At 56.6% G+C, this 26087-nt stretch carries 27 protein-coding genes, 1 tRNA gene and 1 pseudogene; 11 read left to right on the forward strand and 18 right to left on the reverse strand.

Annotated elements, in window-relative coordinates; translation table 11 throughout:
* Positions 1-298 precede the first annotated feature (298 nt).
* The 7 genes from AB4Y89_RS06210 to AB4Y89_RS06240 form a co-directional block, all read right to left on the reverse strand.
* A complete protein-coding gene (locus tag AB4Y89_RS06210) occupies positions 299-1972 on the reverse strand; it encodes an FAD-dependent oxidoreductase (RefSeq protein ID WP_442300040.1) in 1674 nt (557 codons plus the stop codon).
* A complete protein-coding gene (locus AB4Y89_RS06215; protein ID WP_442300041.1) occupies positions 1969-2424 on the reverse strand; it encodes a nuclear transport factor 2 family protein in 456 nt (151 codons plus the stop codon). Before AB4Y89_RS06215 ends, AB4Y89_RS06210 begins: the two co-directional genes overlap by 4 nt.
* 141 nt (positions 2425-2565) lie before the next feature.
* Positions 2566-3195, reverse strand: coding sequence for an FMN-dependent NADH-azoreductase (locus AB4Y89_RS06220; protein ID WP_442300042.1), 630 nt, complete (start codon positions 3193-3195; stop codon positions 2566-2568).
* A gap of 55 nt (positions 3196-3250) precedes the next feature.
* The gene (locus AB4Y89_RS06225) at positions 3251-3904 is read right to left on the reverse strand and encodes an isochorismatase family cysteine hydrolase (protein WP_442300043.1); all 654 of its coding nucleotides are present in this window, start codon (positions 3902-3904) and stop codon (positions 3251-3253) included.
* Between the two features lie 93 nt (positions 3905-3997).
* Positions 3998-4543 (reverse strand): hypothetical protein, encoded by a 546-nt coding sequence (locus tag AB4Y89_RS06230; RefSeq protein WP_442300044.1) that lies wholly within the window; start codon positions 4541-4543, stop codon positions 3998-4000.
* A gap of 88 nt (positions 4544-4631) precedes the next feature.
* Positions 4632-5429 carry an alpha/beta fold hydrolase gene (locus tag AB4Y89_RS06235; protein ID WP_442300045.1) on the reverse strand — a complete coding sequence of 266 codons (798 nt, stop codon included), beginning with the start codon at positions 5427-5429 and terminating at the stop codon, positions 4632-4634.
* A 161-nt stretch (positions 5430-5590) separates the two neighbouring features.
* Positions 5591-5869 (reverse strand): hypothetical protein, encoded by a 279-nt coding sequence (locus AB4Y89_RS06240; RefSeq protein ID WP_442300046.1) that lies wholly within the window; start codon positions 5867-5869, stop codon positions 5591-5593.
* A 258-nt stretch (positions 5870-6127) separates the two neighbouring features.
* On the opposite strand from AB4Y89_RS06240, the gene AB4Y89_RS06245 reads away from it, so the two are divergent.
* From AB4Y89_RS06245 to AB4Y89_RS06270, 6 genes and pseudogenes are all read left to right on the forward strand, one after another.
* The gene (locus AB4Y89_RS06245) at positions 6128-8221 is read left to right on the forward strand and encodes a sigma-54-dependent Fis family transcriptional regulator (protein ID WP_442300047.1); all 2094 of its coding nucleotides are present in this window, start codon (positions 6128-6130) and stop codon (positions 8219-8221) included.
* A gap of 320 nt (positions 8222-8541) precedes the next feature.
* The gene (locus tag AB4Y89_RS06250; protein ID WP_442300048.1) at positions 8542-9285 is read left to right on the forward strand and encodes an SDR family NAD(P)-dependent oxidoreductase; all 744 of its coding nucleotides are present in this window, start codon (positions 8542-8544) and stop codon (positions 9283-9285) included.
* A 620-nt stretch (positions 9286-9905) separates the two neighbouring features.
* Positions 9906-10331: pseudogene (locus AB4Y89_RS06255) on the forward strand (winged helix-turn-helix transcriptional regulator); the annotation flags it as partial.
* Positions 10332-10737: 406 nt separating this feature from the next.
* Positions 10738-11037 (forward strand): hypothetical protein, encoded by a 300-nt coding sequence (locus tag AB4Y89_RS06260; protein WP_442300049.1) that lies wholly within the window; start codon positions 10738-10740, stop codon positions 11035-11037.
* Between the two features lie 95 nt (positions 11038-11132).
* On the forward strand, positions 11133-12143 hold the full coding sequence (locus tag AB4Y89_RS06265; protein WP_442300050.1) for a hypothetical protein: 1011 nt from the start codon (positions 11133-11135) through the stop codon (positions 12141-12143).
* A gap of 272 nt (positions 12144-12415) precedes the next feature.
* Entirely contained in the window at positions 12416-12712 is a 297-nt protein-coding gene (locus AB4Y89_RS06270; RefSeq protein ID WP_442300051.1) for a hypothetical protein, read from the forward strand.
* Between the two features lie 120 nt (positions 12713-12832).
* Here AB4Y89_RS06270 and AB4Y89_RS06275 read toward each other — a convergent pair whose 3' ends face one another.
* Positions 12833-13195, reverse strand: coding sequence for a hypothetical protein (locus tag AB4Y89_RS06275; RefSeq protein WP_442300052.1), 363 nt, complete (start codon positions 13193-13195; stop codon positions 12833-12835).
* Between the two features lie 456 nt (positions 13196-13651).
* Between AB4Y89_RS06275 and AB4Y89_RS06280 the strand changes: the two genes are divergently transcribed.
* The gene (locus AB4Y89_RS06280; RefSeq protein WP_442300053.1) at positions 13652-14467 is read left to right on the forward strand and encodes a tyrosine-type recombinase/integrase; all 816 of its coding nucleotides are present in this window, start codon (positions 13652-13654) and stop codon (positions 14465-14467) included.
* 6 nt (positions 14468-14473) lie between these two features.
* Here the strand turns inward: AB4Y89_RS06280 and AB4Y89_RS06285 are convergent.
* A tRNA-Met gene (locus AB4Y89_RS06285) sits at positions 14474-14550 on the reverse strand.
* A 90-nt stretch (positions 14551-14640) separates the two neighbouring features.
* Here AB4Y89_RS06285 and kdsB point away from each other — a divergent pair.
* Positions 14641-15381, forward strand: coding sequence for a 3-deoxy-manno-octulosonate cytidylyltransferase (gene kdsB / locus AB4Y89_RS06290; protein ID WP_442300054.1), 741 nt, complete (start codon positions 14641-14643; stop codon positions 15379-15381).
* 54 nt (positions 15382-15435) lie between these two features.
* Here the strand turns inward: kdsB and frr are convergent, their stop codons facing one another.
* Positions 15436-16020: a ribosome recycling factor gene (gene frr / locus AB4Y89_RS06295; protein ID WP_147649147.1), complete on the reverse strand. Its 585-nt coding sequence runs from the start codon at positions 16018-16020 to the stop codon at positions 15436-15438.
* A gap of 340 nt (positions 16021-16360) precedes the next feature.
* Between frr and AB4Y89_RS06300 the strand changes: the two genes are divergently transcribed.
* Positions 16361-16669, forward strand: a complete 309-nt coding sequence (locus tag AB4Y89_RS06300; RefSeq protein WP_442300055.1) for a hypothetical protein — start codon at positions 16361-16363, stop codon at positions 16667-16669.
* Between the two features lie 3 nt (positions 16670-16672).
* Here AB4Y89_RS06300 and lipA read toward each other — a convergent pair whose 3' ends face one another.
* The 4 genes from lipA to AB4Y89_RS06320 form a co-directional block, all read right to left on the reverse strand.
* On the reverse strand, positions 16673-17587 hold the full coding sequence (lipA, locus tag AB4Y89_RS06305; RefSeq protein ID WP_442300056.1) for a lipoyl synthase: 915 nt from the start codon (positions 17585-17587) through the stop codon (positions 16673-16675).
* 140 nt (positions 17588-17727) lie between these two features.
* On the reverse strand, positions 17728-18096 hold the full coding sequence (locus tag AB4Y89_RS06310) for a hypothetical protein (RefSeq protein WP_442300057.1): 369 nt from the start codon (positions 18094-18096) through the stop codon (positions 17728-17730).
* Positions 18093-18452 (reverse strand): c-type cytochrome, encoded by a 360-nt coding sequence (locus tag AB4Y89_RS06315; protein WP_442300058.1) that lies wholly within the window; start codon positions 18450-18452, stop codon positions 18093-18095. Before AB4Y89_RS06315 ends, AB4Y89_RS06310 begins: the two co-directional genes overlap by 4 nt.
* Positions 18453-18458: 6 nt before the next feature.
* Entirely contained in the window at positions 18459-19547 is a 1089-nt protein-coding gene (locus AB4Y89_RS06320; RefSeq protein WP_442300059.1) for an A/G-specific adenine glycosylase, read from the reverse strand.
* Between the two features lie 64 nt (positions 19548-19611).
* Between AB4Y89_RS06320 and AB4Y89_RS06325 the strand changes: the two genes are divergently transcribed.
* Positions 19612-21213 (forward strand): MGH1-like glycoside hydrolase domain-containing protein, encoded by a 1602-nt coding sequence (locus AB4Y89_RS06325; RefSeq protein WP_442300060.1) that lies wholly within the window; start codon positions 19612-19614, stop codon positions 21211-21213.
* 142 nt (positions 21214-21355) lie between these two features.
* Here the strand turns inward: AB4Y89_RS06325 and AB4Y89_RS06330 are convergent, their stop codons facing one another.
* A complete protein-coding gene (locus AB4Y89_RS06330) occupies positions 21356-21964 on the reverse strand; it encodes a YdeI/OmpD-associated family protein (protein WP_442300061.1) in 609 nt (202 codons plus the stop codon).
* 123 nt (positions 21965-22087) lie between these two features.
* Here AB4Y89_RS06330 and AB4Y89_RS06335 point away from each other — a divergent pair, with 123 nt between their 5' ends.
* A complete protein-coding gene (locus AB4Y89_RS06335) occupies positions 22088-22567 on the forward strand; it encodes a metal-dependent transcriptional regulator (RefSeq protein WP_442300062.1) in 480 nt (159 codons plus the stop codon).
* Positions 22568-22819: 252 nt separating this feature from the next.
* On the opposite strand, the gene AB4Y89_RS06340 is transcribed toward AB4Y89_RS06335, so the two are convergent.
* From AB4Y89_RS06340 to AB4Y89_RS06350, 3 genes are read right to left on the reverse strand one after another with little or no spacing between them, the layout of a single operon-like run.
* Entirely contained in the window at positions 22820-23485 is a 666-nt protein-coding gene (locus AB4Y89_RS06340; protein WP_442300063.1) for an HAD-IA family hydrolase, read from the reverse strand.
* Entirely contained in the window at positions 23478-24911 is a 1434-nt protein-coding gene (locus tag AB4Y89_RS06345; protein ID WP_442300064.1) for a phosphoglucomutase/phosphomannomutase family protein, read from the reverse strand. Before AB4Y89_RS06345 ends, AB4Y89_RS06340 begins: the two co-directional genes overlap by 8 nt.
* Entirely contained in the window at positions 24912-26060 is a 1149-nt protein-coding gene (locus AB4Y89_RS06350; protein WP_442300065.1) for a mannose-1-phosphate guanylyltransferase, read from the reverse strand.
* Between the last annotated feature and the right edge of the window lie 27 nt (positions 26061-26087).

Raw genomic sequence — 26087 nt, forward strand, 5'->3', positions numbered from 1 at the left:
CTTCCATTGAACAATCGGTTCGACACTCATTCCTCGGCGACTATCGGTGAAACCGGCTTCGCGGGGAAAGTAGTCTCAGCCGCCGGACCCGTCTAGGACTTTGCATTAGCCCTCCGCTTATGGGAAGTTATCTCGCGAGTCGATGAGTGATTTGGCGATTTACCACGAATCGAGAAGCAATCCCAGAGACTCGTGCGTTTCTTGGATACAAGCATTTCGAGAGAAAGCAGGAGATGTCTCATCTCAGGCTGGGCGAACGATACAGGAGAACGAATGGGATCCATTGTGCCTACTATGTTTAGGCGGCCAGACTCGGCGAACTTTCGGTTATCTTTTGCTGAAGAGCAAGGTACTGATGGATGAAAGCGATGGCCATGCTTCCTTCCCCAACCCCACTGGACACACGCTTGATCGAATCATGGCGAACGTCGCCCGCGCAAAATATCCCGGGCATACTGGTTTCGAGCAGGAACGGTGCGCGGGGTTCTTCCCAGTCGGGAAGATCGCGTCCAGCAAGAACGAATCCCTTCGCGTCGCGCTGAAGAGCCTCCGGAAGCCAATCGGTCCTTGCAATTGCACCGATCATGACAAAAAGGGCGTCCGCGCTGCGTTCAAGGGGAGGCGCGCCGCTTATTGAAGTATGGATCGACTGGAGAGAGTTTTCTCCGTCGACGGACACAACCTCCGTGTAAGCTTCCACTGTTATGTTGTGTCGTTGATCCAGCTGGGCAATCAAGTAGTGTGACATTGTCTGTGCAAGTCCCTCCCCGCGCACGAGCACCGTCACGGACGCCGCATAGCTCGAAAAATACACGGCCGCCTGGCCGGCGGAGTTGCCTCCTCCGACAATGAATATGTCTTTCCCGACGACGGATGGCGCATCCATGCGAGAGGCTCCGTACACCACGCCTTTTCCCTGGAGCCGATCGATTCCCTCAATATTGAGTTTGCGCCAGTCCACTCCGGTTGCCAGGATTACGGTTTTTGTCTGCAATCGACTTCCGCCATCGAGTTCTACGCAATAGCCGTCGGACGTGGGCTCAATTGTCACAACCTTGCGGGTCACCACCATCTCCGCGCCAAAGCGAGCAGCCTGCTTCACGGCTCGCGCGCCCAACTCCTCACCGGAGATGCCGTTCGGAAAACCGAGGTAGTTCTCGATACGGGATGAGGTGCACGCCTGACCGCCGGCAGCGGTCTTTTCAACTAAGAGAACGCTCAATCCTTCCGATGCTCCATAGACTGCGGCCGCAAGACCCGCGGGCCCCCCTCCAATCACAACCACGTCATACGATTTCTTTCTAGGATTTGTGTGAAGGCCAAGCGCCTCGGCAACCTTGCGAGTCGTGAGCGGTCGGCTGACTATCGCAGAGTCGTCTACCAGAACGAATGGACCTGAAGGGTCAGAAATCACGCACAACGGCACGCGATCTGGATCGCGTTCGTTGTCCACCCATTCATAAGGAATCCGGTTGAGAGACAAGAACGTCCGAATGTTCCGACATTCGCCGTCGTATTGCGAACCCACTATCAACACCCGGAAGGGATTATTGTCCTGCGTGTACTCGCGGATCGCGGTGATGCGCTGGGTCATGGTATGCACGATGGTACTGGCACACTCCGCCGATGAGTCGAGAAGCTCTTTGAACTGCATCCGGTCCATGCGAAGAACGCGGGAAGGAGCGTGCGCACGTAGCGACGCGATGGTTGGTGAGTCGAGCAGAATTGGGGTCTCGCCGTAAAAGTCCCCAGGCTGGTAACGTCCCCTCACCTGACTCGTTCCGCCATACTCCTTCTCCACTTCGAGAACTCCCTCAAGCAGGACAAAGAACGAAGGAACCTCGCCTTCGCGGATGAGCCACTCTCCCTTTTGGACGCGCAGGTCGGCCGCATTTTGTGCGATACGCTCGCGCTGCCCATCTGTCAGGCAAGCAAAGATCGGTACCTTCTTCAATTCCTCCGCACGAATCATTGTGTCTCCTCCGCCACTTTCAGCGAGGCGCTTCGCTGAACTGCGACATCTGACAGACCATTGGGAAGAATGGTTTGCGCCGCACTGATGATGTTGAGTGCCTCGCGCAGTAGCTTGATCTTGCCACTCTCTGCCACAAGCCTTCCGAAAAACAACTGGTGATACTGCCTTTTAGTCGATGGCGCTGAGCAATGGACCTCATATTCGCTCACCACTTGATTCGGTGATTCCATGAAGAACTGCACCTTCATGAAAGCCACATCTGGGAAAAGCGCATTGATCTGTCTGAGGAAATTCAGAATCTCCTCGTGTCCCTTGAATTGCCCCGGCAGGCCTACTTCAACCAGGTATGGAATCTCAATGGCGGCGTCCTCAGCGAAGAGGGAGATTGCCTCGTCGGGGTTTCTTATCAGGTCCATGTATGCAAGCAGGAGTTCTTTGGCGGTAGCCATTGAGTCCTTTCTAAGTGCTTGTTGTCGATGAATTGCGTTAACCGCATCGTCGTTCGCGGCTTGACGATCCCTTGGGTGTGTACTCCAAGGCTGCAACATTTGCAACCTTGGAGCCGACGGAGGGTGCGAGTTATCGACGGCTTATCCGCCGGCTGCAAGTTTGACCGCGGCTATCAAGGGCGCGATGTGCTCCTCTGCTTGTTGAGATCCACTGTCCACTTTCCAAGTGGAACCGGATTGAATGAATGTGACGTCCGTCACCCCGATGAACCCTAGAATCTCCCGCAGATAAGGCTTCAAGGTATCGAGTCCTTCTGCAGGAACGTCGGGGCCGTATTCGCCCGCGCTCGCTATGATGACGGTGGCCTTCTTGCCGCTCAGAAGTCCTGTATAACTGCCATCTGCATTCATGGTGAATGTCAGTCCACTACGAACAATGTGATCCACGTACGCCTTCAGTTTTGCTGGAATCCCGAAGTTATACATCGGTGTAGCGATCACATATTCATCTGCCTTCTGGAGTTCTGCGATCAACTCATCGCTCGGCACGAGAAGAGCTTTCTGCTCCTCGGTTCGAGCTGACGATCTGGTGAGATTGGCAGCTATCCACGGAAACTCCAGAAACGGGAGGTTGGTCGTGGCGATATCGCGCTCGATTACCACACAATCGGCATGAGCCTCTCTCCATTGTTCGAGGAACAGAGAACTGAGTCTCCGAGAGATGGACAAGTTGCCGCGCGAGCTGACGTCGACTTTCAGTAGCGTTGACATGACGGGGTGCCTCAGTTCTTACCTTTGTGAGTGTTAGGAGTGGATTGTTGACCTGCTACGCGACTGGAAGCGGGCTTGGAGTCGCTTTCGACTCAGGCAGAGCGGCTAGCAACTCGTCCGTCGTCAATTCCGCATGGGCAAACAACTTCGCATTCACCCGTGCGGCGGTCATGCCCTCAGGGTTGAAGGCAGCCGTTGCGTCTTTGATCAGGGTGACGTGATAGCCCAGTTCCATGCCGAATCGCGCTGTCGCTTCGACGCAGGAATTAGCTATGAAGCCAACCAAAACCAGCTTCCGCATTCCATGCTGTTTGAGCAGTTCGTCGAGATCGGTATTGGCGAAGCCATTCTGCGCCCAATGCTCGTGAACCACGACGTCACCTGGCTTAGGCCCAAACTCCGGGTGCCACTCTCCGCCCCATGTATCGACAGCAAAGCACATCCTGTTCTTGGTGTCCATTTGCACTGGGTTGACATTGAGCCAGTTGTCGAAATCATCCGGCCTGGAACGGTGATGCGGCACAATGAATACTCGAATCCCGGCAGCGCGAACTGCGGGAATCAACTTTCGCATGTTCTGGTAGAAGCCGACAGAATCGGCTGTAGGTTTGGTGGCCGCATACAACTTGCCGCCTTCGCTCATAAAGTCGTTATACGGATCGACGATCAAGAGCGCGGTGTTCGTCTTTTCATAGATTGCTGTTGTCATAAGGCTGCTCCTTTGAAGGAAGAGTTGGCGCCTTCAAGTGTGAAGGCGCGATGAGATGAAGCTGAGCAACGAACTGCTCAGCCATGAGGGCGGCTAGCTCTTGACAGCCCTGGCCTTCGCCGCGAGCGCTTTCTTCTCGATACTTAAGGCGAACAGTGGGGTTTCCTGTGCATTGTGAGCAGTAGTGGCGTTTCCTCTCGATGCCTTGGCCATTTCGAGCGGCACACCTCGTTTACCCAGGGCCTTGAGAAGTTCTGGAGTCGTGCTGCCGATAACATGGTTGGTCAACTCGCAGGTTTCTGCGTCGATGGCTTTTACACTCAGTTCCCACAGAACGTTCGTGGTCGTCCACCCGCTGGGCGTCAGCAGGTCGGACTTCGAGAGCACACGGCAATGGTGCTTTTCTCCGATGTCTTCGACGTAGTGTTGCACCATGAGTTCTCCGCCGATCGTCTCAACGTTGATCGACATTCTTCGGCCATCGTCCGTTCTGGTCGCAGCGGCGGCGATGTGGGCCGGGGAGCACCTTTGATATTCAGCATCAGGAAGATTGAAGAGCCATGTCGGTATATCGACGAACTCGATAGGCGCGTTAATGGTGGCAGTGCAGCTTGATTCGGTAAGGATTTCATCGGTCATAAGTCGCTTCTCCTGGAAGATTGATGACGCATTGCATCACCGGTTGATGTTGGTTGAAAGTTAGAGCCAGCGCAGGATGCTCTGCGGACTAGTGCGATAATTTCTCGGCATGGCTAGCCTTGAGGATCAAGGCGCTCACTGCCTCGGGGTGCGCCAGGACGACGGCATGGCAGGACGAAACTTCCACCGTTTCCGCGTCGAGCTTCTGTGCCATAGTCCTCGCCAGTTCCACAGGGATCACTCGATCCTTGGTCGTAATCAGGAACCAGGAAGGTTTCGTTTTCCACGCCGCCTGGCTGACAGGCGCCCCAAGAGCGTTTACGGACCTGGGGATCTGCGTTGCAAACAGGATTTGCTTCTCGATTGCCGGAAGTTCCTCTGCAAAGTCTTCGCCGATGCCCTTTTCCGTAAGCTTGAGAAATCCAGACGCGTCGGGTCTGAGTTCGGCGCCCACCGGGGACGGCGGAACACTCTTTAATAGAGTGACTGCGGATTCTCCGGCATCTGGCGCAAAGGCAGCAATGTATACGAGTCCTCTGACCTTTGGGTCATTACCCGCTTCGGTGATGACAACTCCCCCGTAGGAGTGACCGATCAACAGCACGGGACCATCCGCAAGAGCAATGGCCCGCTTCGTTGCGGCAACATCGTCCGCGAGTGAGGTGAGCGGAATCTGAACCGAGACGACATTCAGTCCCTTGCTCTCAAGCTCAGGAATAACCTTTGCCCAACTGGACCCGTCCACCCACGCGCCATGCACAAGCAACACATTCGTGACAGGCGTCTTAGGCTCAACCTGAGTAACGGCATTTGTCGAGAGAATTAACGTTGAGGCGCAACTGAGCGCCAGGAGTGCTACGACGTATATCTTTCCTAGTACATTCATCGGCATTCTCTTCGTGAAACCTTGCAGGCTAACCAAAAGCGCAGCCTGGCAGAATTTGATTTACTGGTCCATCTCGGGTGCGACACGCTTACTGGAGCGGTCGGGCTACGATCTACCAGGGAATTCTTGCGAACTTGACTTACTGGCTTTGCTCTCCTTTCTCAGTCCGTCGTCTTTTTCATCTTGTTGCGCTCTCTGTTGATCCAATCTCGAATGTAGGGGGAACAGTCGACGAGTTCGACGCCCGCGTTTTCGCAGTTTGCGAGAAATCGGACCACTTCCACGCCGACCAAACTCACATCGCCCAGGTTCAAAACTGCCTCGGGGCTCGCGTTATCGAGGAGAGCCTGCAAATCTTCCAGACACTCTTCTTTCATTCGGCCGCTCAGCCTTAGTGTCAGTTTGTTTCCGTCAAAGTGTGTTTCGATCTTTAGCGTCATCTGCCCCCTTGTGGCGTTCGACGAGCGTATAGATTGCAATGTGAGGGCCAATCAGCCCGGCTGAATTGAAAGCACTTAGAAGCGGAAACCGTGCCGCATTATCAGCGTTCGCTGAAACCTCGGCTTTGACTGAGTGGCTTTGCTATCTCCTGGAACGCTCCGCTAACGCGTACGATAAGGAGCACGGTATAGGCGTAGCGGAAAACATCTTGTATCGAAGTGTTCCCGCCGGGAATCTAACCATGCCCTGGAGAGTCTATGAATTCGTTGGAGCCTGGCTGTGAAACAGATTCTTCGCCCATCAGCAACGGCGCTGGTGAATCCAATGCACTCCGGACAGAAGAAAGCGATCCTTCCACTCGGCCTCAAGCGCATAACAGTTTAGAGCGCGAACTCAGGGACCTCAAACGGGCTCAATCACTCCTGTTGACGGAAAAACGCGCGTTGGAAATGATCACCGACGGAGCCAGCGTCGCGGAGATTATGGAAAGCTTGTGCGCCCGCTTTGACGCCGAGTCCTCCGACTTCATCTCGTCCATTTTGCTGATGGAACCGGATGGCAAGCGGCTTCGATTCGGAGCAGGTGCCCGAGTCCCCAAGGAGTGGGCGGAGTTCATCAATCCTGTCACGATCGGTCCCTGCGTGGGCTCTTGCGGCACCGCCGCATTTCTAAAAGAGCGGGTGATTGCTTCGGATATAGCCACAGATCCCTTATGGGCTGGGCTGCGGGATGTCGCTTTGCGTTGTGGTCTCCGTTCGGCATGGTCGCAGCCCATTCTCTCGAAAGATGATGAGGTTCTCGGCACCTTTTGTATCTACTCTTCTGAGCCACGAACTCCCACGCCCGACGACATCCAGTTGATTGAAGGAGCCGTACACGTCGCGCTGATTGCAATTGAGAGGGGACGAACTCAGGCCGCACTGGTGAGTGCTCTAGAAGAGATCAAGAAGTCGCAAGAACAACTCCGCCGGGACGAACAGGAATTTCGCCTGATTACGGACGCCATCCCCCACATCATCGTCGTGATGCAACCAGATGGCCGCATTGTCTATGCGAATCGATTGGCGCTCGACTACTGCGGTCTGAGCCTGGAGGATGTTCGAGCTGAGACGTTCCGCGCGCGCGCCTTTCATCCGGAAGATATCGAGAGAGTCGAGAAGGAACGGGCAGAAGCGCTCAGGAAAGGCGTTCCATTTGAGAATGAGCAACGTTTTCTCCGCAAGGACGGCAAGTATCGCTGGTTCTTGCATCGCTACAACCCGCTTCTGGACGAGCAGGGAAAGGTAGTTCGCTGGTATACGACTGGTACAGACATCGAAGATCGCAAACAAGCCGAAGACAGAGTGCGAAATGAGAATGTGGCGCTGCGAGAGGAGATCGAACGATCTTCGATGTTTGAAGAAATTGTGGGCTCTTCTGACGCATTGAGTGCGGTGCTGGGACTGGTCTCGAAAGTTGCCCCCACGGATTCTACGGTTCTCATCCTGGGTGAGACCGGGACGGGCAAGGAACTGATTGCGCGCGCAATCCATAGGGGGTCTAAGCGTGCAAACCGTGCTTTCATTCGCGTGAACTGTGCCGCCATGCCTCGTGATCTGATCGCGTCGGAGCTGTTCGGTCATGAACGGGGTGCATTCACTGGAGCCTTGCAGCGACGACTTGGGAGATTTGAGTTGGCGGACGGAGGAACGATATTCCTGGACGAAGTCGGCGAACTTCCAGCCGAAACTCAGGTTGCTTTGTTAAGGGTTCTTCAAGAGCGGGAGTTTGAACGCATTGGAGGCAGTCAAACGGTTGCGGTCGATGTCCGAGTTCTGGCGGCCACTAACCGGAATATGAGCGCAGCGGTTGCAGAAGGCATTTTCCGACAAGATTTGTACTACAGGCTCAACGTCTTTCCCATTCAAATACCGCCATTGCGCGACAGGCCGGACGACATTTCCTTGCTGGTTGAATACCTGATCGACCGATACGGAACAAAAGTGGGAAAGAAGTTCCGGAACATCAACAAGAAAACCCTTGAGTTGTTCCAGGCTTATGACTGGCCAGGCAATATTCGCGAACTGCAGAATGTGATCGAGCGGGCAGTGATCCTATGCGACGGAGACACTTTCTGGGTAGAGGAAGCCTGGCTTTCGCGAGTGGCCCCGAAACCACTATCGACATCCGTCCCACTCGTGGCAAGTCTCGTGGAGCGCGAAAGAGAAATGCTCGAAGCTGCACTGCGGGAAGCCGAAGGAGTCATCGGAGGTCCCAGGGGCGCGGCCACCAAGCTTGGCATACCACGGCAGACCCTTGAGTCGAAACTAAGAAAACTGGGAATCAACCGGCACGGTTTCAAGACCGCATAACGTTACTCGCACCTATCGGCGTCTCGCACTTCCGGATCTACCCCTCTAAGGCGCTATTCATCTCAAAGCTCTGTTGTGTTTGCATACCCCCAGACTCTCTCGCTTCAGGACTACCCAACCAGTTCGCAAAGCGCCGAGGCTTGACGCCGAAGTTTCAGCTAATGCTGAAAAGGCGGCTCGTCGCAAATACCTAAACGCCCGTCGAATCAATGGATTCTGATTGGTTGCGTGATTGCACTCAAGGACGGCAGAACTGCATTCACTCGTACAACTCCGGAGCACTCCGGTATGGAGTGAGCGGATAAAAGAGAGGGAGAGAAATGAAACTTGCTAACAAAGTCGCCGTCGTGACTGGGGCATCGAAGGGTATCGGAACTGCCATTGCCGTGAGGCTCGCAGCGGAAGGCGCTTCGGTCATAGTGAACTATCACACCAGCAAGGATGGCGCGGATAGGGTGGTTTCACAAATCGTCGCGGCTGGTGGTAGTGCAGTTGCGATCGGTGCCGACGTATCTAACGAGCGAGAGATCGCTGAGCTATTCGCGAAGACGAAAGAGATATACGGCAAGGTGGACATTCTGGTGAACAACGCGGGCATTTACGCCTTTGGACCGCTCGAAGACGTCACCGCCGAGAAATATCATCGCGAGCATAACCTTAACGTCCTGGGGCTGCTCTTGACGACGAAGGCTGCGCTCCCTCTCTTTCCTACTGAAGGCGGCAGCATCATCAATATCGGATCAAGGGTAAATACGGTCGCGCCAGCCAAATCGGTGATTTCTTCCGCTAGCAAGGCAGCCGTAGACGCCATCACCAAGGTACTATCCAAAGAACTTGGACCCCGCAAAATCCGCGTCAACTCCCTCAACCCTGGTGTGATCACAACTGAAGGATTTATCTCAGGCGGTCTCGCCGACAGTCCAATGCAGAAGCATTACGTAGAACTGACTCCATTGGGACGCATGGGAGAACCTGATGACGTAGCCCTTCCGGCTGTGTTCCTAGCTTCCGACGACTCCCGCTGGATCAGTGGAGAGTTGATCCTGGTTGCGGGAGGAGAATAAGTCCCGGCATCCCATGAGATCGCAGCATCGAAGTCCCCAGTAGATCGCGAATCTCTCACAAAACAGCAGCAACATGCTCGTATGATGAGGAAGACGTTGTTTTCTGGATCGAACAGACCCTCAGTTTGTCAGATGTATGGGCGTATTGAGGCTCAGGACCTAGATTGCCCGCCAGGTGGCAATCGTATGAAGCGATCCTTACACCGCGGAACAACGGCCCTTAGCTCCGAGAAACTATTCGGGCGTTCACTCGCCGGCACGTTTGTTGCACGCATGATCCATGAGATCGTGGGCTGCTGAGTGATCGTTGAGATAGGTCCACGCACATAAGAGAGCGTAAGGCCATGCTGCTTTGGCAGCGGCTTCCAGGCACTGATCAGAAGTAGGATGCCCGGTCGAATAGGCCCAACTCCACGTCGGCTCTTGCCAGATACGACCCTGTGGCGGCATATGCGAGCGTTCGTCTCGAATGGGTTAACTACCTTCAACGAAGAAAGTATAGACCACGAATAATTTGACTTCTCTATGCAAAAAAAAATCGCGCCCCTGCGCCCCAAACGGCGTTTGAAAGTGCCTTTAGTAAGAGTGGGACCAATCTCTGCTGTGACCGGCGGTGAAACATGCTGGACGATGTACAAAACCAAGCTGAATATGGATTAGCCCCTAAGAGAAGACAGCGCTTGCAGGCAAATACAAGCGACAGTAAAAGACATTCGGGAGCCTCAAGATCCGGTCGCAGGCGGCGAGCAGAAGATCCCCGGCAGTCCACTAGTTCCCAAGGATGTTCGGCGCAAGCCGCGATCAAGCTCATTCAGGGCAAGTGGAAGATACGGATTCTGTCACAGCTCCAGCACAGGCCGCTTCGTTTGGGCGAACTGCATCGGCTGTTTCCTCAGGCGACGAAGAAGATGATTGCGCAGCAGCTCCGCGAAATGGAAATGGATGGCCTTGTCACTCGCAAGGATCTCAGTGAGAGAGTGCTGCGCGTCGAGTACTCTCTGTCTGATTCAGCAGGCCCTGCCGTCCTAAACCTTATCCGCATGTTGAGCGATTGGGCGATATGGACCTGCCTCTCGATGCAGGAGGGCGCCCACAAAATAATCCTAGAGCCGAGGCATCTGATATCGGATCAGCTCAGTGCCAGACTCATCATCTTCAAGCGTGATCTCGAGCACCTGGTTTGTCAGGTCCATCCCGGTCGAGATCATCAAGAGCTGCTTCAAACAACCGACGATGCCACTCTAGATCCATCCCCGACTGGACCATGTGATGGAGCTGCAGCTTTAGACGGTTGACGGCGAACTTCTTGACTTTGGCGAAATTCAGAGAAGAAGTACAGGTGTAATTGATTAGTAAACTCCCCTGAAACTAAAGGATCTATACCAAGGTCATATTGACCCGGAAAGAGGTCACCCCATAGGGTCTCGATATACCGTTTTCGGAGGTATCTTCATGGGGCAAGAATCTGGTCATATCCAGGGTTCGGACGGCAAAGTGCTGTCCGGCTCGGGCGGTTTCTCCGTCGAGAAAATTGGCCCAGGCCAATACGACCTCACCTTCTCAGGCAATTATGGGACAAATATCCCGGCCGTGCTCGTCACTCCGCTTTCACGGTACACGACGGCACGCGCCACGGTTAGTCCCAATGAGAACTGGCTTGGTTTTGTGGTGTTGACCGGCTATACGGATCAAGGCAGCACCAATTATCTAGATTGCGACTTTAGCTTCGAAGCGCTCTGGATGGGGAAGTAAACGGGATCGGCGCTGTCGCGTTGCCCAATCACAGCCGGATGGATCGGGCCGTACGCCGACCGTCCGCCCTAGGCAAAGCAAAGGAAAGGACTGTCGTGGCCACCATAACGATACCATCAGACTATGAGGATGTCGCAGTCATGTTTGCCGATATCGCTTCGTATGAAACTAAGTTTCAAGGCCCCCTTACGGCTATCACTGGTACAGTCGAGTACAACACCGTAGTCACTTTCGCCGAGAACACTGGCGTTCCGGAATCACCTGTCGTGGTTACTGACGGTGACCTACCTTGGGATCCCACGTTTGGGCTGGTATGCAACGGAACTGCATACTACCAGCAAATATGCGAGGCATTTGTAATCGCCTATCGCAAGTTCTGGAAAGGTAGGGCATTTGGCCTCGTCTATCCCGACGGCACAGTGGCGGACGGCTCCACGGGGAATTTCTCCGTTGAGAAACTCGGTCCAGGCAGATACAGCATCACGGTCCAGGGTGCATCTGGGCAGGTCCCAGATGCGCGCGCAACTCCGTATTCAGCCAACATAACCGCAAGCGCCACGCTCAGCGACGAGGGCGGAGGCGTTTTTACGGTGTTGACCGCCTACTCGGATCAAGGCAGCACCAATTATCAGGATATTGATGGCGGCTTTAGCTTCAGCGTGTCCTGGCCTCGGAAACAGGGCTACTACCAGGTGCACTACACCAACTTGGACACCGATATTGGGACCCTCACCGGGATCGGTCCCGCCTATTGGGACGGCAGCCAATGGAGCCCCATGACGATTGTCGAGGGTGGGCAGGTTACCGACAGCGGCCCGGACGACAACACTCTCATTACACCGGACCAGAGCCAACTCGATCATATCTCTCCATGCCTGCAGCCTCCCCTCCCGCCTCCCACGGCCCCTGGCTGGGTCAACGGTGCGGACACGCCTCCCACGAGCCCTGGCTGGTATTGGGTCAAGTCCTCGGACAAGGAGTTGGATCTCGCAGCGCTACTGGTTCCGAACTACTCCGATAACGCGATCTTGGCCCGCGGTGGTATGTATTCGCTCGACTTCATCGAGTACTTCGGAGCCAAAGTGCTGGATCTGGAGTCACATTAAGCGTCTGCGGTCGGGCGGGGTATCGGGTGAGCGCGATCGTCTCTGCCGTGGCACGTGGCGGCGACGCCGAAGACGACGCCACTGTCTGCGAGGCACACTGCGTTGGAATGATTCAGCTGGTCTTGGGCATTGGCGGTCCTGGGGCGTTGGCCACGCGAATCATTTTCAGGCATACTGCGCAGAGATGTTACCGCTGCCAGGCGGAACAGCTTGTGACCTTGCTACGTTTTCTCTCCGTCTGCTGAAGCAAAACGAAAAGAGGGATACTTCTTATGAATATTTATGTCGTTGTGCTGACGGGAATATCGGCGTATGCCGATTCCCTAATTGCTTCCTTTAATCAGGCTGCTCAGACAAGTGGACTTGACATAGCGTTACAGCTCATCAATTCCAATAATGGCCACCAGATTTATGCGGGCACATTGCACGACATGTCTCCATGCCCTCAATTAGGTGACTGCCTAAAAAGCAATTTCCCTGATGACAATGACACCTTCTATAGAGTCTTTGTGAGCGCCGACGGCCGAAGCCTTTACCAAGACCTGAATGATTATCAGTTTTCCAATTAGTAAGAAGTTCAGATGCGTCTCATACGAGCCGGGTGAGGGAACGGCATTACTGCCGTTCCCCCCGTAAGAGCCAGACTGAAGCCGACTCAAGATGTCATAGAATCCGCCCCCCCCCGCAGATCAGTAGGACATCTTGCTGCAGTAAAAGGTACGGCCGGCCTGTGTTGTCAATTGCCAGTCGGCACCATACGTATAACCTCCATCGGTGTCACCCCAATAGAAATCGTTGCCATCGCAGGCCATAATGTCTACCTTCCAGCTCGGCGGAATGCCCATCGTCATGCCTGGTGGCTGCCCCCAGATCTGCGCTATATAGTTATCGTCGTGGCGCATAAACACAATGTAGGAGTTGTTCGTGTCGTTCGCAACCCAACAATAGCTTGAATCCAGGGTTTGCGCTTCGCCTTCAGCAAGGATCTTCGTCTTGGAGGCTGGGGCCTCAGAGGAATCGAGTTCAATCCGTTTCGGTACTGTTGTGCTCATCGTGTCGTCTCCTAATACGGTTGTTGTTGTTGTCGAAGGGCGGGTGGCCCACTTGTAGAAAGCGGAGAGGAGTCAAACCTTCCGCGATTGTAGCGCTTGAGCTTGTAAAGGATAGTAAATCAGGTAGTTACCGAGGTCTGTAGACCTTGGGAACGATGCTGAGAGGAGAGAGGAGCGGCTCTTACGGCACGAGCTGCCGTATAGCTCCCCGTGGCACTTGTCCCGTATCAACAGCCTCTATATGCAGTTATGCTGCCAGTAGCAAGCGGGGAGCCCATGGAAGAACAACCAGACGGGCCAGTACAAGGCCACCGGAGCTTCCAACAGCATCCATAATGTTCTCCACCTAAAACGGCAATCGAACCCATCGGACCAAGACAACTTACATTGGCTACTTAGACAACATCATCCTGCCCCGATTGGGGGAGTTTCGCTTTAACCGAAGTGAAAGCAGTGATGGTCGAGCGTTGGCTCGCCGAGATCTCTGGAGCTCCGGCAACCAAAGCACACGCTCGCGCTGTCTTCGGCATGGTCTTTCGCCATGCTATTCGGTACGAATACACCTTCATCAATCCGATTGCCTCTGTGAGACAGACGCGCAAGCGGATGTTCACCCCAGTGATGCTCGAACTCACAGAGATTTGCGATCTCTTGAGGGAACTATGGACACATCCGGAGCCATGTTTCACACTCGTGTTTACCGCGGTCGTGACCGGTCTCCGCAGAGGAGAGCTGATTGGGCTGAAATGGAGCGATATTGATTTTGAAAAAAAGCAGATCAACATCGTTCGATGCTGGGTCAACAAGATCGTAGGGGAACCGAAGACCTCTTACTCGAGACGCCCCATTCCTCTTGGTGACGAACTGGCTGGCGTCCTGTTGCGGTGGAGAAGCATCACTCCCTATAACGCTGAGGAAGATTGGGTATTCGGAAGCCCGATGTCTTTCGGGAAGGAGCCGTATTGGCCTGACTCGATGTTTTACAAACGAATCCGGCCGGCAGCTCTTAAAGCCGGAATCATGAAAGAGTTCGGATGGCATAGCTTCCGGAGATCAACTGCGTCGTTACTTGTCTCAGGCGGCACCAGTATCCGAACGACGCAAGAGATCCTTCGCCATGCTTCTCCAACGATGACCTTGGGCACTTATGCTCAGTCCGTTTCGTCGGAAAGGATGGAGGCGCAGCGCAGCATTGCATCCCTTTTACCTAATTGGACCCAAATGGACCCGCGCGAAAATCCAAACGACGGAAATCGTCAGCCTAAGTGTTGAAGTGATTGGTGGCGGTGGACAGAATCGAACTGTCGACCTACGGGTTATGAGTCCGTCGCTCTAACCATCTGAGCTACACCGCCGGCGCGTGGAAGGAACTGACGCACCAAGGTGGCGCAACCAGCTAAACTTCATTTTACGGCAAAACGCCGCGAACGGAAACCTGCATCCCGATGTCCACCAAACCACACGTCCTTGGCGTCATTCCTGCGCGCCTCGCATCCACACGGCTCCCACGTAAAGTTCTGCTCCCTATCGCCGGCAGGCCCATGCTGGCGTGGGTCTATGAAGCGGCGAAAGCCTGCCCCGGGCTCGACGACCTGATCGTCGCTACCGATGCCGAAGAGGTCGCAGCCCTGTGCCGCCAGAACGGATGGCCCGTCGCCATGACCGCCTCTGACCTGCCCAGTGGCACCGACCGCGTTCGCGAGGTGGCCCGGCATCACTCGGCCGATATCTACGTCAACATCCAGGGCGATGAGCCGCTGCTCAAGCCGGAGCACATCGATGCCCTGCTGGCGCCCTTCAATAAACCCGACGTCGACGTCACCACCATCAAGACGCTGTGCACGCCGGAGAATATCCACAATCCCAACGCCGTGAAAGTAGTTACCGCCCTCGACGGCCGCGCTCTCTATTTCTCTCGCGCTACCATTCCCTACCACCGCGACCGCATCGGCGATGTGCCCTATTGGAAGCACATCGGACTCTATGCATACCGCCGGCAGACCCTGGAGCGTTTCACCGAACTCGGCCCTTCCGCACTGGAACAGACTGAACGCCTGGAACAGCTACGCCTGCTCGAAAATGGCTTCGCGCTCTACGTCGAGCCGGTCCACTTCGACACCATCGGCGTCGATACGGAGACCGATCTGAAAGCCGCCGAGGCTGTCCTGATGAAGCGTCACGGTTAAATGCAAGCGGGGACCCCGTAGGGTCCCCGCTCTCCGTGACAGGCTTGCGCCAGATCAGATGGTGAGAATCTCTTTTTCCTTCGCCTTGAAGAGCTCGTCGATGCGTTTGATCTCCGCATCGGTCAACTGCTGCACCTCTTCGGTGGCGCGCTTCTCGTCGTCAGCCGAGATCGCCTTATCCTTGCCGGCCTTCTTGATCTGATCGTTGCCGTCGCGGCGGATGTTGCGGATCGCGGTCTTGTGGTCCTCAACCGTGGAGGAGAGCTGCTTGACCGCCTCTTTGCGGCGATCTTCGGTCATCGGCGGAATCGGCACACGGATGATCTTGCCGTCGTGCATCGGATTGAATCCCTGACCGCCCATACGGATGGCCTTTTCGATCAGGCCAACGACACCAAGATCGAATGGCTGCACCACAATGAGCTGCGGCTCCGGCGTGTTGATCTGCGCAAGCTGATTGATGGGCATCTCGCTGCCGTAGTAGTCCACGCGGATGTTGTCGAGCATGTGCACGCTGGCCCGTCCGGTGCGAACACCAAGGAGATGGGCGCGGAATTCCTCCACCGACTTCTCCATGCGTCGCTTGAGATCCTGATGCAGATCCTTGAGCGCGGGAATATTTGCCATTACCGATGCCATACAGTCTTCCTCAATGCGCGGATGCGCAAATGTTGATTCTAGAGGATTGGCCTGATTTTGTGGGGGCGTCAATCGAATCCCGGTATTTTTGTTGGGTCCAGGGCGCGTCGGCTTCGTCTGAACAAATTTGCGCTCGCAACGCCAGAGTATTTCCCTGTGGGTGTCATGTAGGGCTTCCGCATCTGTGGGCGTTTCCCGCGATGAAAACGCCGGTGCGCACTCCTTCAGGGATACCCAGCAACAGGAAAAATGCTCTGACGACAAAAACTTGATGACGTGCCCCGTGTCCATACGACGAAGACCTGCGGAGCAGTGCCCTACCCCCCTGATGGAGATCGATATGACGTCTGTCCCCCTCTCAGAGGAGGTTGAGAACAGAATTCAGGCCACGTTTTCAGGTGAAGTAGCTCGCGAGTCGGCGCGCAGCATGTTGCTGGAGTATCAGACCGAAGCGTGGCATGGCGAGGTGGAACGGGTCAGGATCGGAATTCTACGAATCTGCCAGGGCCACCTGGAACGAATGCGGCGCCTGGTTGACGTGGCCAAGAGGGACTATCGGGATCTGCTGATGCTTGCCGAATATCTGCCGGCCGACAGCAGCAAGCCGGTGAACCTGAGAGACGCACACAGGAAGCCTCCCGACGAGTAATCCTTATGCTAGGCCGGTCGATTGCGCCTGCTCATGCGCGTGGTAGCTGGAGCGCACCAGCGGACCGCTCTCCACATGCCGGAAGCCCATACGCAGCGCCTCTTCTTTCAGAAAAGCAAACTCCTGCGGCGTGTAGTACCGCTTCATCGGGATATGGTCTTTGCTGGGCCGGAGATACTGTCCGATGGTCAGAATGTCCACCTTGATCGCCGCCAGATCGCGGAAGACCGCGAGCAGCTCATGCGTCTCCTCGCCCATCCCGACAATGATGCCGGTCTTGGTCACCTGGTTCGGATTCAGCTCCTTCGCCAGCCGCAGATAGCCAATGGAGCGCTCGTAGCGGCCGCCCGACTTGGCGACGCGATAGAGCCGCGGAACAGTCTCGATGTTGTGATTCAAGACCTCAGGCCCCTCGGCGACCACCATGCGGATGGCCTCTTCGGTTCCCTGAAAATCAGGCGTCAGCACCTCAACCTGGCACTCCGGCGCCATCACACGGATCTGGCGGATGACCTCTACAAACGCCTGGGCGGCGCCAACGTTGTCATCGTCGCGATTTACGCTGGTGATGACGGCATGCTTCAGACCGAGCGTAGCCACAGCTTCGGCCACGCGACGAGGCTCCCCATGATCGATGGGCTCGGGCTTGCCGCTCGGCACCGCGCAGAATCCGCAGCGGCGGGTGCAGCTATTGCCCAGCATCATGAAGGTGGCGGTCTTATGGTTCCAGCACTCGCCGATATTCGGGCAGTGCGCGCTCTCACATACGGTGTGCAGCCCAAGCTCACGCGTAAGCTTCTTCAGCGCATGGAAGGTCTCGCCCATGGGCGCCCGCGCCTTCAGCCACTCCGGCTTGGGAGCAGGCTTACGCGGAGAGAGATCGATCTGAACCAGGTCTGACGCGGCAACAGGAGCCATCACTCTCTATTGTAGTACTCCGTCCCCTAAAGCATTTTCCCTGTTACTGGGCATCCCGGGAGGGGCGTGCAGAGGCGTTTTCATTGCGGAAAACGCCCATGGATGCGGAAGCCCTACATGACACCTACAGGGAAAATGCTCTAGTGGACGCGGTCGCGGACCTCTGTCCGGATCAGGTACAGGAAAAACACCATACCGAACCCAGCCATCACGATCAGCCGAAAATCGCGAGTGGTCGTAAAACCGAACAGGTAACCGAGAGCCAGCAACAATGAGCCGGCGGTCACAATCGCCCATCCCCAGCGGCGCAGACGCAACAGGCCAAAGACACCGACGACCAGCAGACTGGCGATCGGCAGCACAACGTACTTGCCCTGCTGATTCCACACTCCGTTGATCGCGCCAAAGACGCCGAACAGCGCTACCACCAGCATGAAGACGGAGATCATAGCCATGCCAGGCAGCATGCCCGAGGCGCGGGGAGCAGGTTTTTGAGGAACGTCACTCATAGGGTATGCAGATAGGCCAGCAGATCAGCCATGTCCTTCTCATTTACGCTTCCGCCCATGGCGGGCATCATGTTACGGCCGTGCAGCACGGTGGACTGCACGCGCTCGTCGGTCGCCGCCGCCCCGCTGGGCAGATATTTCTTCTGGTAGATCCCCATGAGAGCCGGGCCCTGCAGAGCTTTGTCTTCGCGATCGTTATGACATTGACGGCAGCTTGTCTGAAAAACCCAGTACCCGCGGGTCTGCTGGTCATTCAGCTTCTGCAACGGAGTCGGCGGACCAAGGTGACGGCACCCCAGTAACACGGTCGCGACCACAGCGGCCGTCAAAACAATGGATGTCTTCTGCAGCGGCATGCCTTTCTATTGTCGCATCATCGTTTCGGGTTGCGGCATGCGCACGCCGGGCGACGCAATCAGGTGCAGGCGCCGCAGCACCTTGCGCGCCAGCCCCGTCAACGGAAGATCGGCGAGTTGCCCCAGACGGCACCACTCATACTCGCGGATCGACAACGGCAACTCCCTGAGCAGCGTCTTGTCAGCCGTGAAGACCTCGACGTAGTAGTTCGTATTCGTGATGGAGTGACGCACACGCAGCGTCGGCGTATGTTCCCCAACTCCATCCATGGGGAGCTCCGGCAGCTCATACATTCCCGGCATCAGGGAAGCATCCGTGGGACGGCGATGCAGCATGACCTCGATTGCAGAACCGCGCTTACGCTGATGCAGCAGATACGCCACCCGCCGGCTGCGCATCTTCTCGCGAGTCTCGGTCTTGTGCTCTCCCCTGGTGCGGCAGAAATCGTAGACCGGACACTGCAGACACAGCGGCCCTTTGGGCAGGCAGATCGTAGCTCCAAGCTCCATCATGGCCTGATTGTGGTCTCCAGGGGCATTCGTCCCCGATCTCCGCTGCGGCACCAGGGCAGCAGCCTGATCGGTGACAAACCGCTTGCTCTCAGAGGTCGTCTGCTCCGGCCTGCCGGTCAGGCGAAGCAGGACACGCTCGACATTACCGTCCACCACGGCGATGCTTTCGCCAAAGGCAATACTTGCGATGGCCGCAGAGGTGTACTCTCCAATGCCGGGTAACTTGCGCAGCTCAACTGAGGTTGACGGCAACACCCCGTCCAGTTCCGCGGTGATGAACTGCGCCGCCTTGTGCAGCATGCGCGCACGCCGGTAGTAGCCCAGGCCGCTCCACACTGCCAGTACATCCGCCTCCGGCGCCAGCGCCAGAGAGACAATCGTAGGAAACTTCCCCAGGAAACGCGCATAATGCTCCAGCACGGCGTTGACCCGTGTCTGCTGCAGCATCACTTCACTGACCCATATGCGATATGGATCCCGGGTCTCGCGCCACGGAAGTGAGCGCGCATGCTGCTTGTACCACCGGGCGAGCACCCGCCGGAAATCGGCCGCCCGCTCGGAAGGTAAATCTGTATTCGGCATTACGACTGATTTTAAAGCTTCCATCCCGATGGAATGCCTTACCAAACAAGATATTGTTTCCTATATGAAACGACGCGATTTTCTCGCGGCCTCTTCTCTTGCAGCCGGATACCTTGCTCTCGTTCCACGGCAAGGCATCACCCAGCAACTGGCCCCCGCGTATGCTGAGTCCGCGGAGATTGAGTTTCATACCGCCGACACGCGTTGGCAAACGACGTACGACAAAGCTCTGGCCGTCCTGGCTGGTAACGTCCGGACTCTGCCGCGATACGATCGACCGGTTCTGATTGAAGGCGCAGACTATCCCGGCATCTGGCAGGAGTGTGCTCCGCACGAAGGCCTGGTGTATCGCCATATTCGTCCCGATGCGGCGCGCAACAACCATCTCGGCTTCTTCCAGTTGCAACGCGAAGAGGGTCAGCTTCCGGCAAGCATTAAGGTTTCAGAGATTGGATACGGTCAGATCCAGATGGTCGTGCCTATCGCCGCCACCGCCTGGGAGCTCTCGCAGGCTAGCGGCGACCAGGAGCTGCTGGAGAAGGCCTACACCGCCTGCGCTCGCTGGGATGCGTGGTTGATGAAGTATCACAACTCACGCGGCACCGGCCTGGTAGAAGGCTATTGCACCTACGACACCGGCCATGACAACTCCTTCCGCTGGCATGGCGTACCGAACCGCCGCAAGGATGCGGACGCCACAAAGTGGCCCGAAGGAATCCCGGGGCTGCCGCGATTATGTCCTGATCTTTCTGCTACGGCCTACGGTGGCCGCGTCGCTCTGGCTGCGATGGCAAAAGCTCTCGGCAAGCCTGGCGATGAGTCCATGTGGCTCGAACAGGCTGCTCACATCCGCAGACTGATCATCGAGAAGCTCTACTCCGCTGAAGACGCCTGCTTCTTCGACCTCGATAGCAACAACAAGTTCGTGAAGGTCCGCGGCGACGCGATGCTCCGCGTCTGCGGAGAGCATGTACCCGACCAGAAGCTCTTCGATACCTTGTGGGAGCGCCAGATCCACAATCCCAAAGCCTTCTGGGCGCCGTTCCCTCTACCTTCCATCGCCATGGACGATCCCGGCTTTGAGAAACGTCCATTCCCGCGCAACACCTGGAGCGGACCGTCACAGGCTCTACTGGCATTACGCACACCGCGCTGGATGGAGTTCTACGGACACACGGCCGAGATGAGCTACATGATGGATCGCTGGTGCGAAGCCATCATGCGAGACGGCACCTTCCGCCAGCAACTCGATCCGTTGACAGCCGAGTTCACCCAGGCCGACAAGCCCGGCTATTCCCCTTGCGCTCTGGTGATGCTGGACTACACCTGGAGACTTGCCGGCGTGCGTATCGAAGGCGAGACACTCGAGTGGAACATTCGGCCAAACTACGCTGCCTCCAGCGATGCACGCTTCTCACTGAAGTTCAACAAGGCCCATCGCGCGGAGTTGAGATACACCGGCAACAAAGCGACACTCATGCTCGATGGAAAAGAGCTCGGCACAGCAACAGGGACCTTCCGCCTGGTGACAACGCTGGATGGAAAGTCCGTAAGGACCCTCGGTATTGGGGAGAAGCCTGGAAAAATTAGCTACAAGCCCACCGGTGCTGCGCAAATAAACCAGACGATTCAGCCTAACCAATCGGTAAAACACACTAATCTCTGAGTCACCAATCGAAAAGCAGGTTCCTCCGCTTCCCTTACTCCAGCCAGCAAAGCTGACCGGGTACCCCAATCGCTACGGAATGACAAACAAAAGGAAGTCCCAGCCATAGCAGAATGTCCCGCCCCAACTGGCAACTGCCTCTCTAGCAGTTCTGGTACTTCCAGTTTCTCTGCTTGCCTTCGGCGATCCAGGTCACGGCCTGCTCGATTCGCGTAGTACGAGTGGCATCACGCTTAGCCTCGTTGATCCACTCCAGGTATTCGCGCTTGCAGGAGGGGCTGAACGCCTCGTAGACCTTCGTCGCGGCCTTGTTCTTTTTCAGAGCCGCGGCAAACTCCGGGTTGATCTCCGGCAGAGCCTTCGCCGCGGTCTTCTTTCGCTTCATCAGGCTTTCGCCGCCCTCAACCGCCGCAGCCGCCTCTTTGATCAGCTTGAGCAGCATCCTGTCGGCGGGAAGGTCCTTCACCGAGGTGATACGTCCCAATGTCCCCATCGATCCATCGGATTCGAAGCCGGCCGCCTTCAACTGCTCACGGACGCTCGAAGCCCAGAGACCGAAGCTGCAGTGCGCCTTGAACGCCGCCATGTTGGCGATGATCTTGCCGCCGGGCGTGGTGAAGAACGGCATGCTCCAGTTGATCGTCTCCTGCACCTCGGGCAGCGCCCGGTGCACGGTCTCGCGGATGTGGTTCAGAATCGGTTGGGCAAAGGGCTGTGCCTTTGCAATATAGGCATCGACGCGCGCGTCCATGCGCACCATCATACGGTTGAAGCACCGGAACCGGTCGAAGAACCGCAACGGTTACCTAAATTCCGTCGTTACAAGTTCATGCGACCGGCGAGCTGTTTTCTTCGTCTGAAATAATGTCAGCACGTGGACAAGAAGCCGCCAAGCCGCCGTAGCGAGTCGATCGATAACTATCTGAAGGCCATCTTCTCCCTGGGCGGCGGAGATGATCATCTGGTGGGCTCGAAGCAGATCGCCGACCGCCTTGGCATTGCTCCCGCCTCCGTGACCAATATGCTGCAGCGCCTTGCCGCACAGGTTCGTCCGATGGTTCGCTATGAGCGCCATCGCGGCGTGAAGCTCACCGCCGTGGGACGGAAGCGGGCGCTGGAGATCGTACGCCACCATCGCCTGCTCGAGACATTTCTCTTTGAAGTACTCGGCTACCCGATCGAAGAATTGCACGACGAAGCGGAGCGCCTGGAACACTTCATCTCAGAGCGTTTCGAAGAGCGCGTCGCCTCACGCCTCGGCAATCCGACACAGGACCCGCACGGACATTGCATTCCCGCACTCGACGGCTCCATGCCGCCGCAACACCGCGCCGGCTGCCGCTGCTATGTCTAGGTCTAGTTGCTAGTTCCTGGTTGCTAGTTTTTCCGGACGATAGATTCGGGAGAACCCATGCGTCGGGTGCCCCATGTCCCTAGGGGACATGGGTATATCGAGCGCCAGCTCGATCCCCTTTTTGTTTGTCATTTCGTAGCTCCCACTGGGAGCTACGAAATCTGCTTCTCTACCAATACATTTGGCTGCATCACCAACATCCCACCCATCGCTATGCGATGGATGGGGCATCCAGAGTATCGGCAGTCTTGCCTACTTCACCGACGGGAAGGTCAGCGTCAGTCCATCTTCTGACGCCGTGAACTGCACCTCGTCCAACGACGGCACGATCCAATCCGCCTGCGCCAGCTCTTCCTCGGTATGTGTTCCCAACACCGCCAGAACACGAGCTCCGGCAGCCTTACCAGCCCCCACACCCGCAGGAGCATCTTCAATCACGATGCACTCCTCCGGAGCAACACCCAGAAGCGCAGCACCGCGCTGATAGGGTTCCGGATGCGGCTTACCGTTGGTCACCATATCGCCGGCAACCAGCTTCTCCGGCCAGGGCAGGCCCGCAGCTTCCAAACGAACCTCCAGCAGACGGCTGGTGCAGGAGGTCACAATGGCCCAGCGCTCCGGCGGAAGTGTCGTGAGCAGACGTCTTACTCCGGGCAGCACCTCGATATCGTCCGTGTCGGCCATCTCCAGGTCTTCAATCACCCGCAGGCCAGCTTCTGGATCGATATCTGGACGAAGACTCTTCACCGTATCGATAGCGCGCGCACCATGGGGAACGTTGTAGTTCTCAGCGTCAGGAACGCCGTACATCTTTGCCCACTGGCGCCAGCAGCGGTTCACGCTGCCAATGGAACTAATCAGAACTCCGTCATTGTCGAACAACAGGCCCTTAGCAAAAACGGTGATGTGCTCAGCCATGCAACACAAACTCCCGCGCAGCCTCCAGAACCTTGTTTACCGACTCGACCGAGCACGACTCACAGTAGACACGCAACAACGGCTCCGTCCCGCTGGCGCGCAGCAGCAGCCAGGTCTCGGCTGCATTCGGCTTGGTCGCGGCCTCCGGGTTCTCCAGGAAGAACTTGATACCGTCCATCGTCTCCACCCGCAACACCTTCATTCCGGCGAAGGCATCTACGCCTGCCTTGGCGCGGTTAATGGCGCTCTGCTTCAGACCGTCGTCGATGTGCATGTCGATGCGGCCGTATTGATGCTCGCCGTACTCCGCCTGCAATGAAGCCACAAGCTCGCCCAGCGTCTTCTTCTCGTCAGCCATGATGTTGGCCAGCAGCAGGCTGTTCAAAAGGCCATCGCGCTCCGGCAGATGCTTGGAGATGCCCATACCGCCGGACTCTTCTCCGCCGATCAGGATCTCTTTCTCCAGCATCAGGTCGCAGACGTACTTGAAGCCGATGCCGTGCTCATTCAGCTTGCGGCCGTGCTTGGCGCAGATGCGATCAATCATCTTGGTGGTATTGAAGGCGCGCGTCACCTCTCCCGGCCACTGCTTGCGCTCAATCAGCCACTTCAGCAGCACACAGAAGATCTTGTGCGCATCCACCACATTGCCGTGCTCATCCACGGCGCCGATGCGGTCTGCATCTCCGTCGGTGACCAGACCGGCATCGCACTTCTCTGCAACGACCACCTTCTGTGTCAGCGCAATATGCGGAAGAATCGGCTCGGGGTTGATACCCGGGAAGCCTGGATTGATCTCGCTGCGCATCTCGACATTGGGAATACCCGCTTCGTCGAAGATGCCCTTGATCACACCACGGCCCGCACCGAACATCGTGTCGATCAGGAAGCGGTAACCGGAGGCCTTGATCGCGCCCAGATCGACGAACTTCCTGATCGCCGCGATGTACTCCGGATTGAAATCAACCTCTTCAATCGCAGCCGGCTTCTCCGCCACCGGGAGCGGAGCCAGCAGATAGCTCTCAATCGCTGTCATGATGGAGGGCTTGCCACTGCCGCCGTAGCTGGCCTTGTACTTCACGCCATTCCACTCCGGCGGATTGTGACTGGAGGTGATCATCACACCACCCGCCGCTTTGCGGCCACGCACGGCGTAAGAGAGCGCAGGTGTCGGAGTAATGCCGTTTGCCAGAAAGACCGGAATCCCGGCAGAGGCCAATACCTCGGCTGCTACTTTGGCAAAGCTCTTCGAACCGAAACGGGTGTCATACCCGATGCAAACGCCGGCTGCCGGATCTTCGTGCTTCAGCACGTAGATCGCAATTGCGCTGACAGCAACGCGGACATTGGCATAGGTGAAATCATCGGCAATGACACCGCGCCATCCATCCGTCCCAAACTTAACAACGGTCTTCACTTCGCTCATCTAGATCAGCTCTTTTCTGCCGAGTTCCTGCAGCGCCTTGACTACCTTGCCTACATCCTGGGAGTGCTCGCGGGTGGTAACCAGCAGAGCGTCTTCCGTCTCAACCACCACAAGGTCGTTGACACCTACCAGCGCCACCGTGCGCTCCTTCGCATAGACGTAATTGCCCTTGGCATTCAGAGCGATCACGCCCTGACCATCGACGACGTTACCGTGCTGATCGCATCCCGGCGCGGCAATCGAACGCTGATGCTCATGCAGGGCGGCCCAGGAACCGAGATCGTTCCATCCGAACTCCGCGGGGATGCAATAGATACCCGAACTCTGCTCACCCTTACCCGACCGTGGCTCCAATACGGCATAGTCGATGGAGATGTTCTCGCACTCCGGATAAAGGCGCGCAAAGACCTCGTCAAACTCCGGCGTGCCATAGGCCTGCGCAATCTCGTCCAACTTCACCGCGACCTGCGGCACATGTTCGCGCAAGGCATTGGCAAGCGTGCGCGCCGTCCACAGGAAGATGCCGCTGTTCCAGGAATAACGCCCGGTCGCGACGAATTCAATCGCCGTGGGCTTGTCCGGCTTCTCCGTGAAGCGATGGACATGACGTACAGGCAACAGCAGGCCCGGCGCCGGCATGGCGACGTCGCCCTGCTCGATATAGCCATAGCCAGTCTCCGGCCGGGTCGGCGGAACACCCATCACGACGATGTTGTCTCCAGCAGCGGCAACGGCAATCCCGGCACGCAACGCAGCAGCGAAACGGCCGGCGTCCTTCACGACATGATCGGAAGGAAAGATACCGATGACCGTGTCCGGCTCATCACGCTCCATCAGAAATGCAGCAAGACCGCACGCCGGCGCCGTATTACGGGCTGCCGGCTCACACAGAATGTGACCCACCGGTACATCCGGCAACTGTGCGCCGATCTTCTCCGCGAGGACCGAGTTCGTGATCACCCAGATGTTCTTGCGTTCCGTGGTCAGCGCCAGGCGGTCCACAGTCTGCTGAATCATCGTCCGTTCGCCATCAAGCGCCAGGATCTGTTTTGCTGTGGCCTTCCGGCTGCGAGGCCAAAAGCGCGTACCACTGCCGCCTGCCAGAATGACAGGCACAAAATTGGGGGCTTTCGAGGATGTCTGTTCCATCAGTCTCCGCTGGAGTTGTTGCCTATG

This window comes from Terriglobus sp. 2YAB30_2, from assembly GCF_052114765.1.
Taxonomy (GTDB): domain Bacteria; phylum Acidobacteriota; class Terriglobia; order Terriglobales; family Acidobacteriaceae; genus Terriglobus.

Bases quoted from the DNA above. Each gene is read 5' to 3' on its own strand.
- AB4Y89_RS06325 (WP_442300060.1), top strand. From the start codon at position 19,612: ATGAAACGACGCGATTTTCTCGCGGCCTCTTCTCTTGCAGCCGGATAC.
- AB4Y89_RS06350 (WP_442300065.1), bottom strand. From the start codon at position 26,060: ATGGAACAGACATCCTCGAAAGCCCCCAATTTTGTGCCTGTCATTCTG.
- kdsB (WP_442300054.1), top strand. From the start codon at position 14,641: ATGTCCACCAAACCACACGTCCTTGGCGTCATTCCTGCGCGCCTCGCA.
- AB4Y89_RS06320 (WP_442300059.1), bottom strand. From the start codon at position 19,547: ATGCCGAATACAGATTTACCTTCCGAGCGGGCGGCCGATTTCCGGCGG.
- AB4Y89_RS06340 (WP_442300063.1), bottom strand. From the start codon at position 23,485: ATGGCTGAGCACATCACCGTTTTTGCTAAGGGCCTGTTGTTCGACAAT.
- AB4Y89_RS06210 (WP_442300040.1), bottom strand. From the start codon at position 1,972: ATGATTCGTGCGGAGGAATTGAAGAAGGTACCGATCTTTGCTTGCCTG.
- AB4Y89_RS06215 (WP_442300041.1), bottom strand. From the start codon at position 2,424: ATGGCTACCGCCAAAGAACTCCTGCTTGCATACATGGACCTGATAAGA.
- lipA (WP_442300056.1), bottom strand. From the start codon at position 17,587: ATGGCTCCTGTTGCCGCGTCAGACCTGGTTCAGATCGATCTCTCTCCG.
- AB4Y89_RS06315 (WP_442300058.1), bottom strand. From the start codon at position 18,452: ATGCCGCTGCAGAAGACATCCATTGTTTTGACGGCCGCTGTGGTCGCG.
- AB4Y89_RS06220 (WP_442300042.1), bottom strand. From the start codon at position 3,195: ATGTCAACGCTACTGAAAGTCGACGTCAGCTCGCGCGGCAACTTGTCC.
- AB4Y89_RS06310 (WP_442300057.1), bottom strand. From the start codon at position 18,096: ATGAGTGACGTTCCTCAAAAACCTGCTCCCCGCGCCTCGGGCATGCTG.
- AB4Y89_RS06240 (WP_442300046.1), bottom strand. From the start codon at position 5,869: ATGACGCTAAAGATCGAAACACACTTTGACGGAAACAAACTGACACTA.
- AB4Y89_RS06225 (WP_442300043.1), bottom strand. From the start codon at position 3,904: ATGACAACAGCAATCTATGAAAAGACGAACACCGCGCTCTTGATCGTC.
- frr (WP_147649147.1), bottom strand. From the start codon at position 16,020: ATGGCATCGGTAATGGCAAATATTCCCGCGCTCAAGGATCTGCATCAG.
- AB4Y89_RS06245 (WP_442300047.1), top strand. From the start codon at position 6,128: ATGAATTCGTTGGAGCCTGGCTGTGAAACAGATTCTTCGCCCATCAGC.
- AB4Y89_RS06230 (WP_442300044.1), bottom strand. From the start codon at position 4,543: ATGACCGATGAAATCCTTACCGAATCAAGCTGCACTGCCACCATTAAC.
- AB4Y89_RS06280 (WP_442300053.1), top strand. From the start codon at position 13,652: ATGGTCGAGCGTTGGCTCGCCGAGATCTCTGGAGCTCCGGCAACCAAA.
- AB4Y89_RS06275 (WP_442300052.1), bottom strand. From the start codon at position 13,195: ATGAGCACAACAGTACCGAAACGGATTGAACTCGATTCCTCTGAGGCC.
- AB4Y89_RS06260 (WP_442300049.1), top strand. From the start codon at position 10,738: ATGGGGCAAGAATCTGGTCATATCCAGGGTTCGGACGGCAAAGTGCTG.
- AB4Y89_RS06270 (WP_442300051.1), top strand. From the start codon at position 12,416: ATGAATATTTATGTCGTTGTGCTGACGGGAATATCGGCGTATGCCGAT.
- AB4Y89_RS06330 (WP_442300061.1), bottom strand. From the start codon at position 21,964: ATGGACGCGCGCGTCGATGCCTATATTGCAAAGGCACAGCCCTTTGCC.
- AB4Y89_RS06345 (WP_442300064.1), bottom strand. From the start codon at position 24,911: ATGAGCGAAGTGAAGACCGTTGTTAAGTTTGGGACGGATGGATGGCGC.
- AB4Y89_RS06300 (WP_442300055.1), top strand. From the start codon at position 16,361: ATGACGTCTGTCCCCCTCTCAGAGGAGGTTGAGAACAGAATTCAGGCC.
- AB4Y89_RS06235 (WP_442300045.1), bottom strand. From the start codon at position 5,429: ATGAATGTACTAGGAAAGATATACGTCGTAGCACTCCTGGCGCTCAGT.
- AB4Y89_RS06250 (WP_442300048.1), top strand. From the start codon at position 8,542: ATGAAACTTGCTAACAAAGTCGCCGTCGTGACTGGGGCATCGAAGGGT.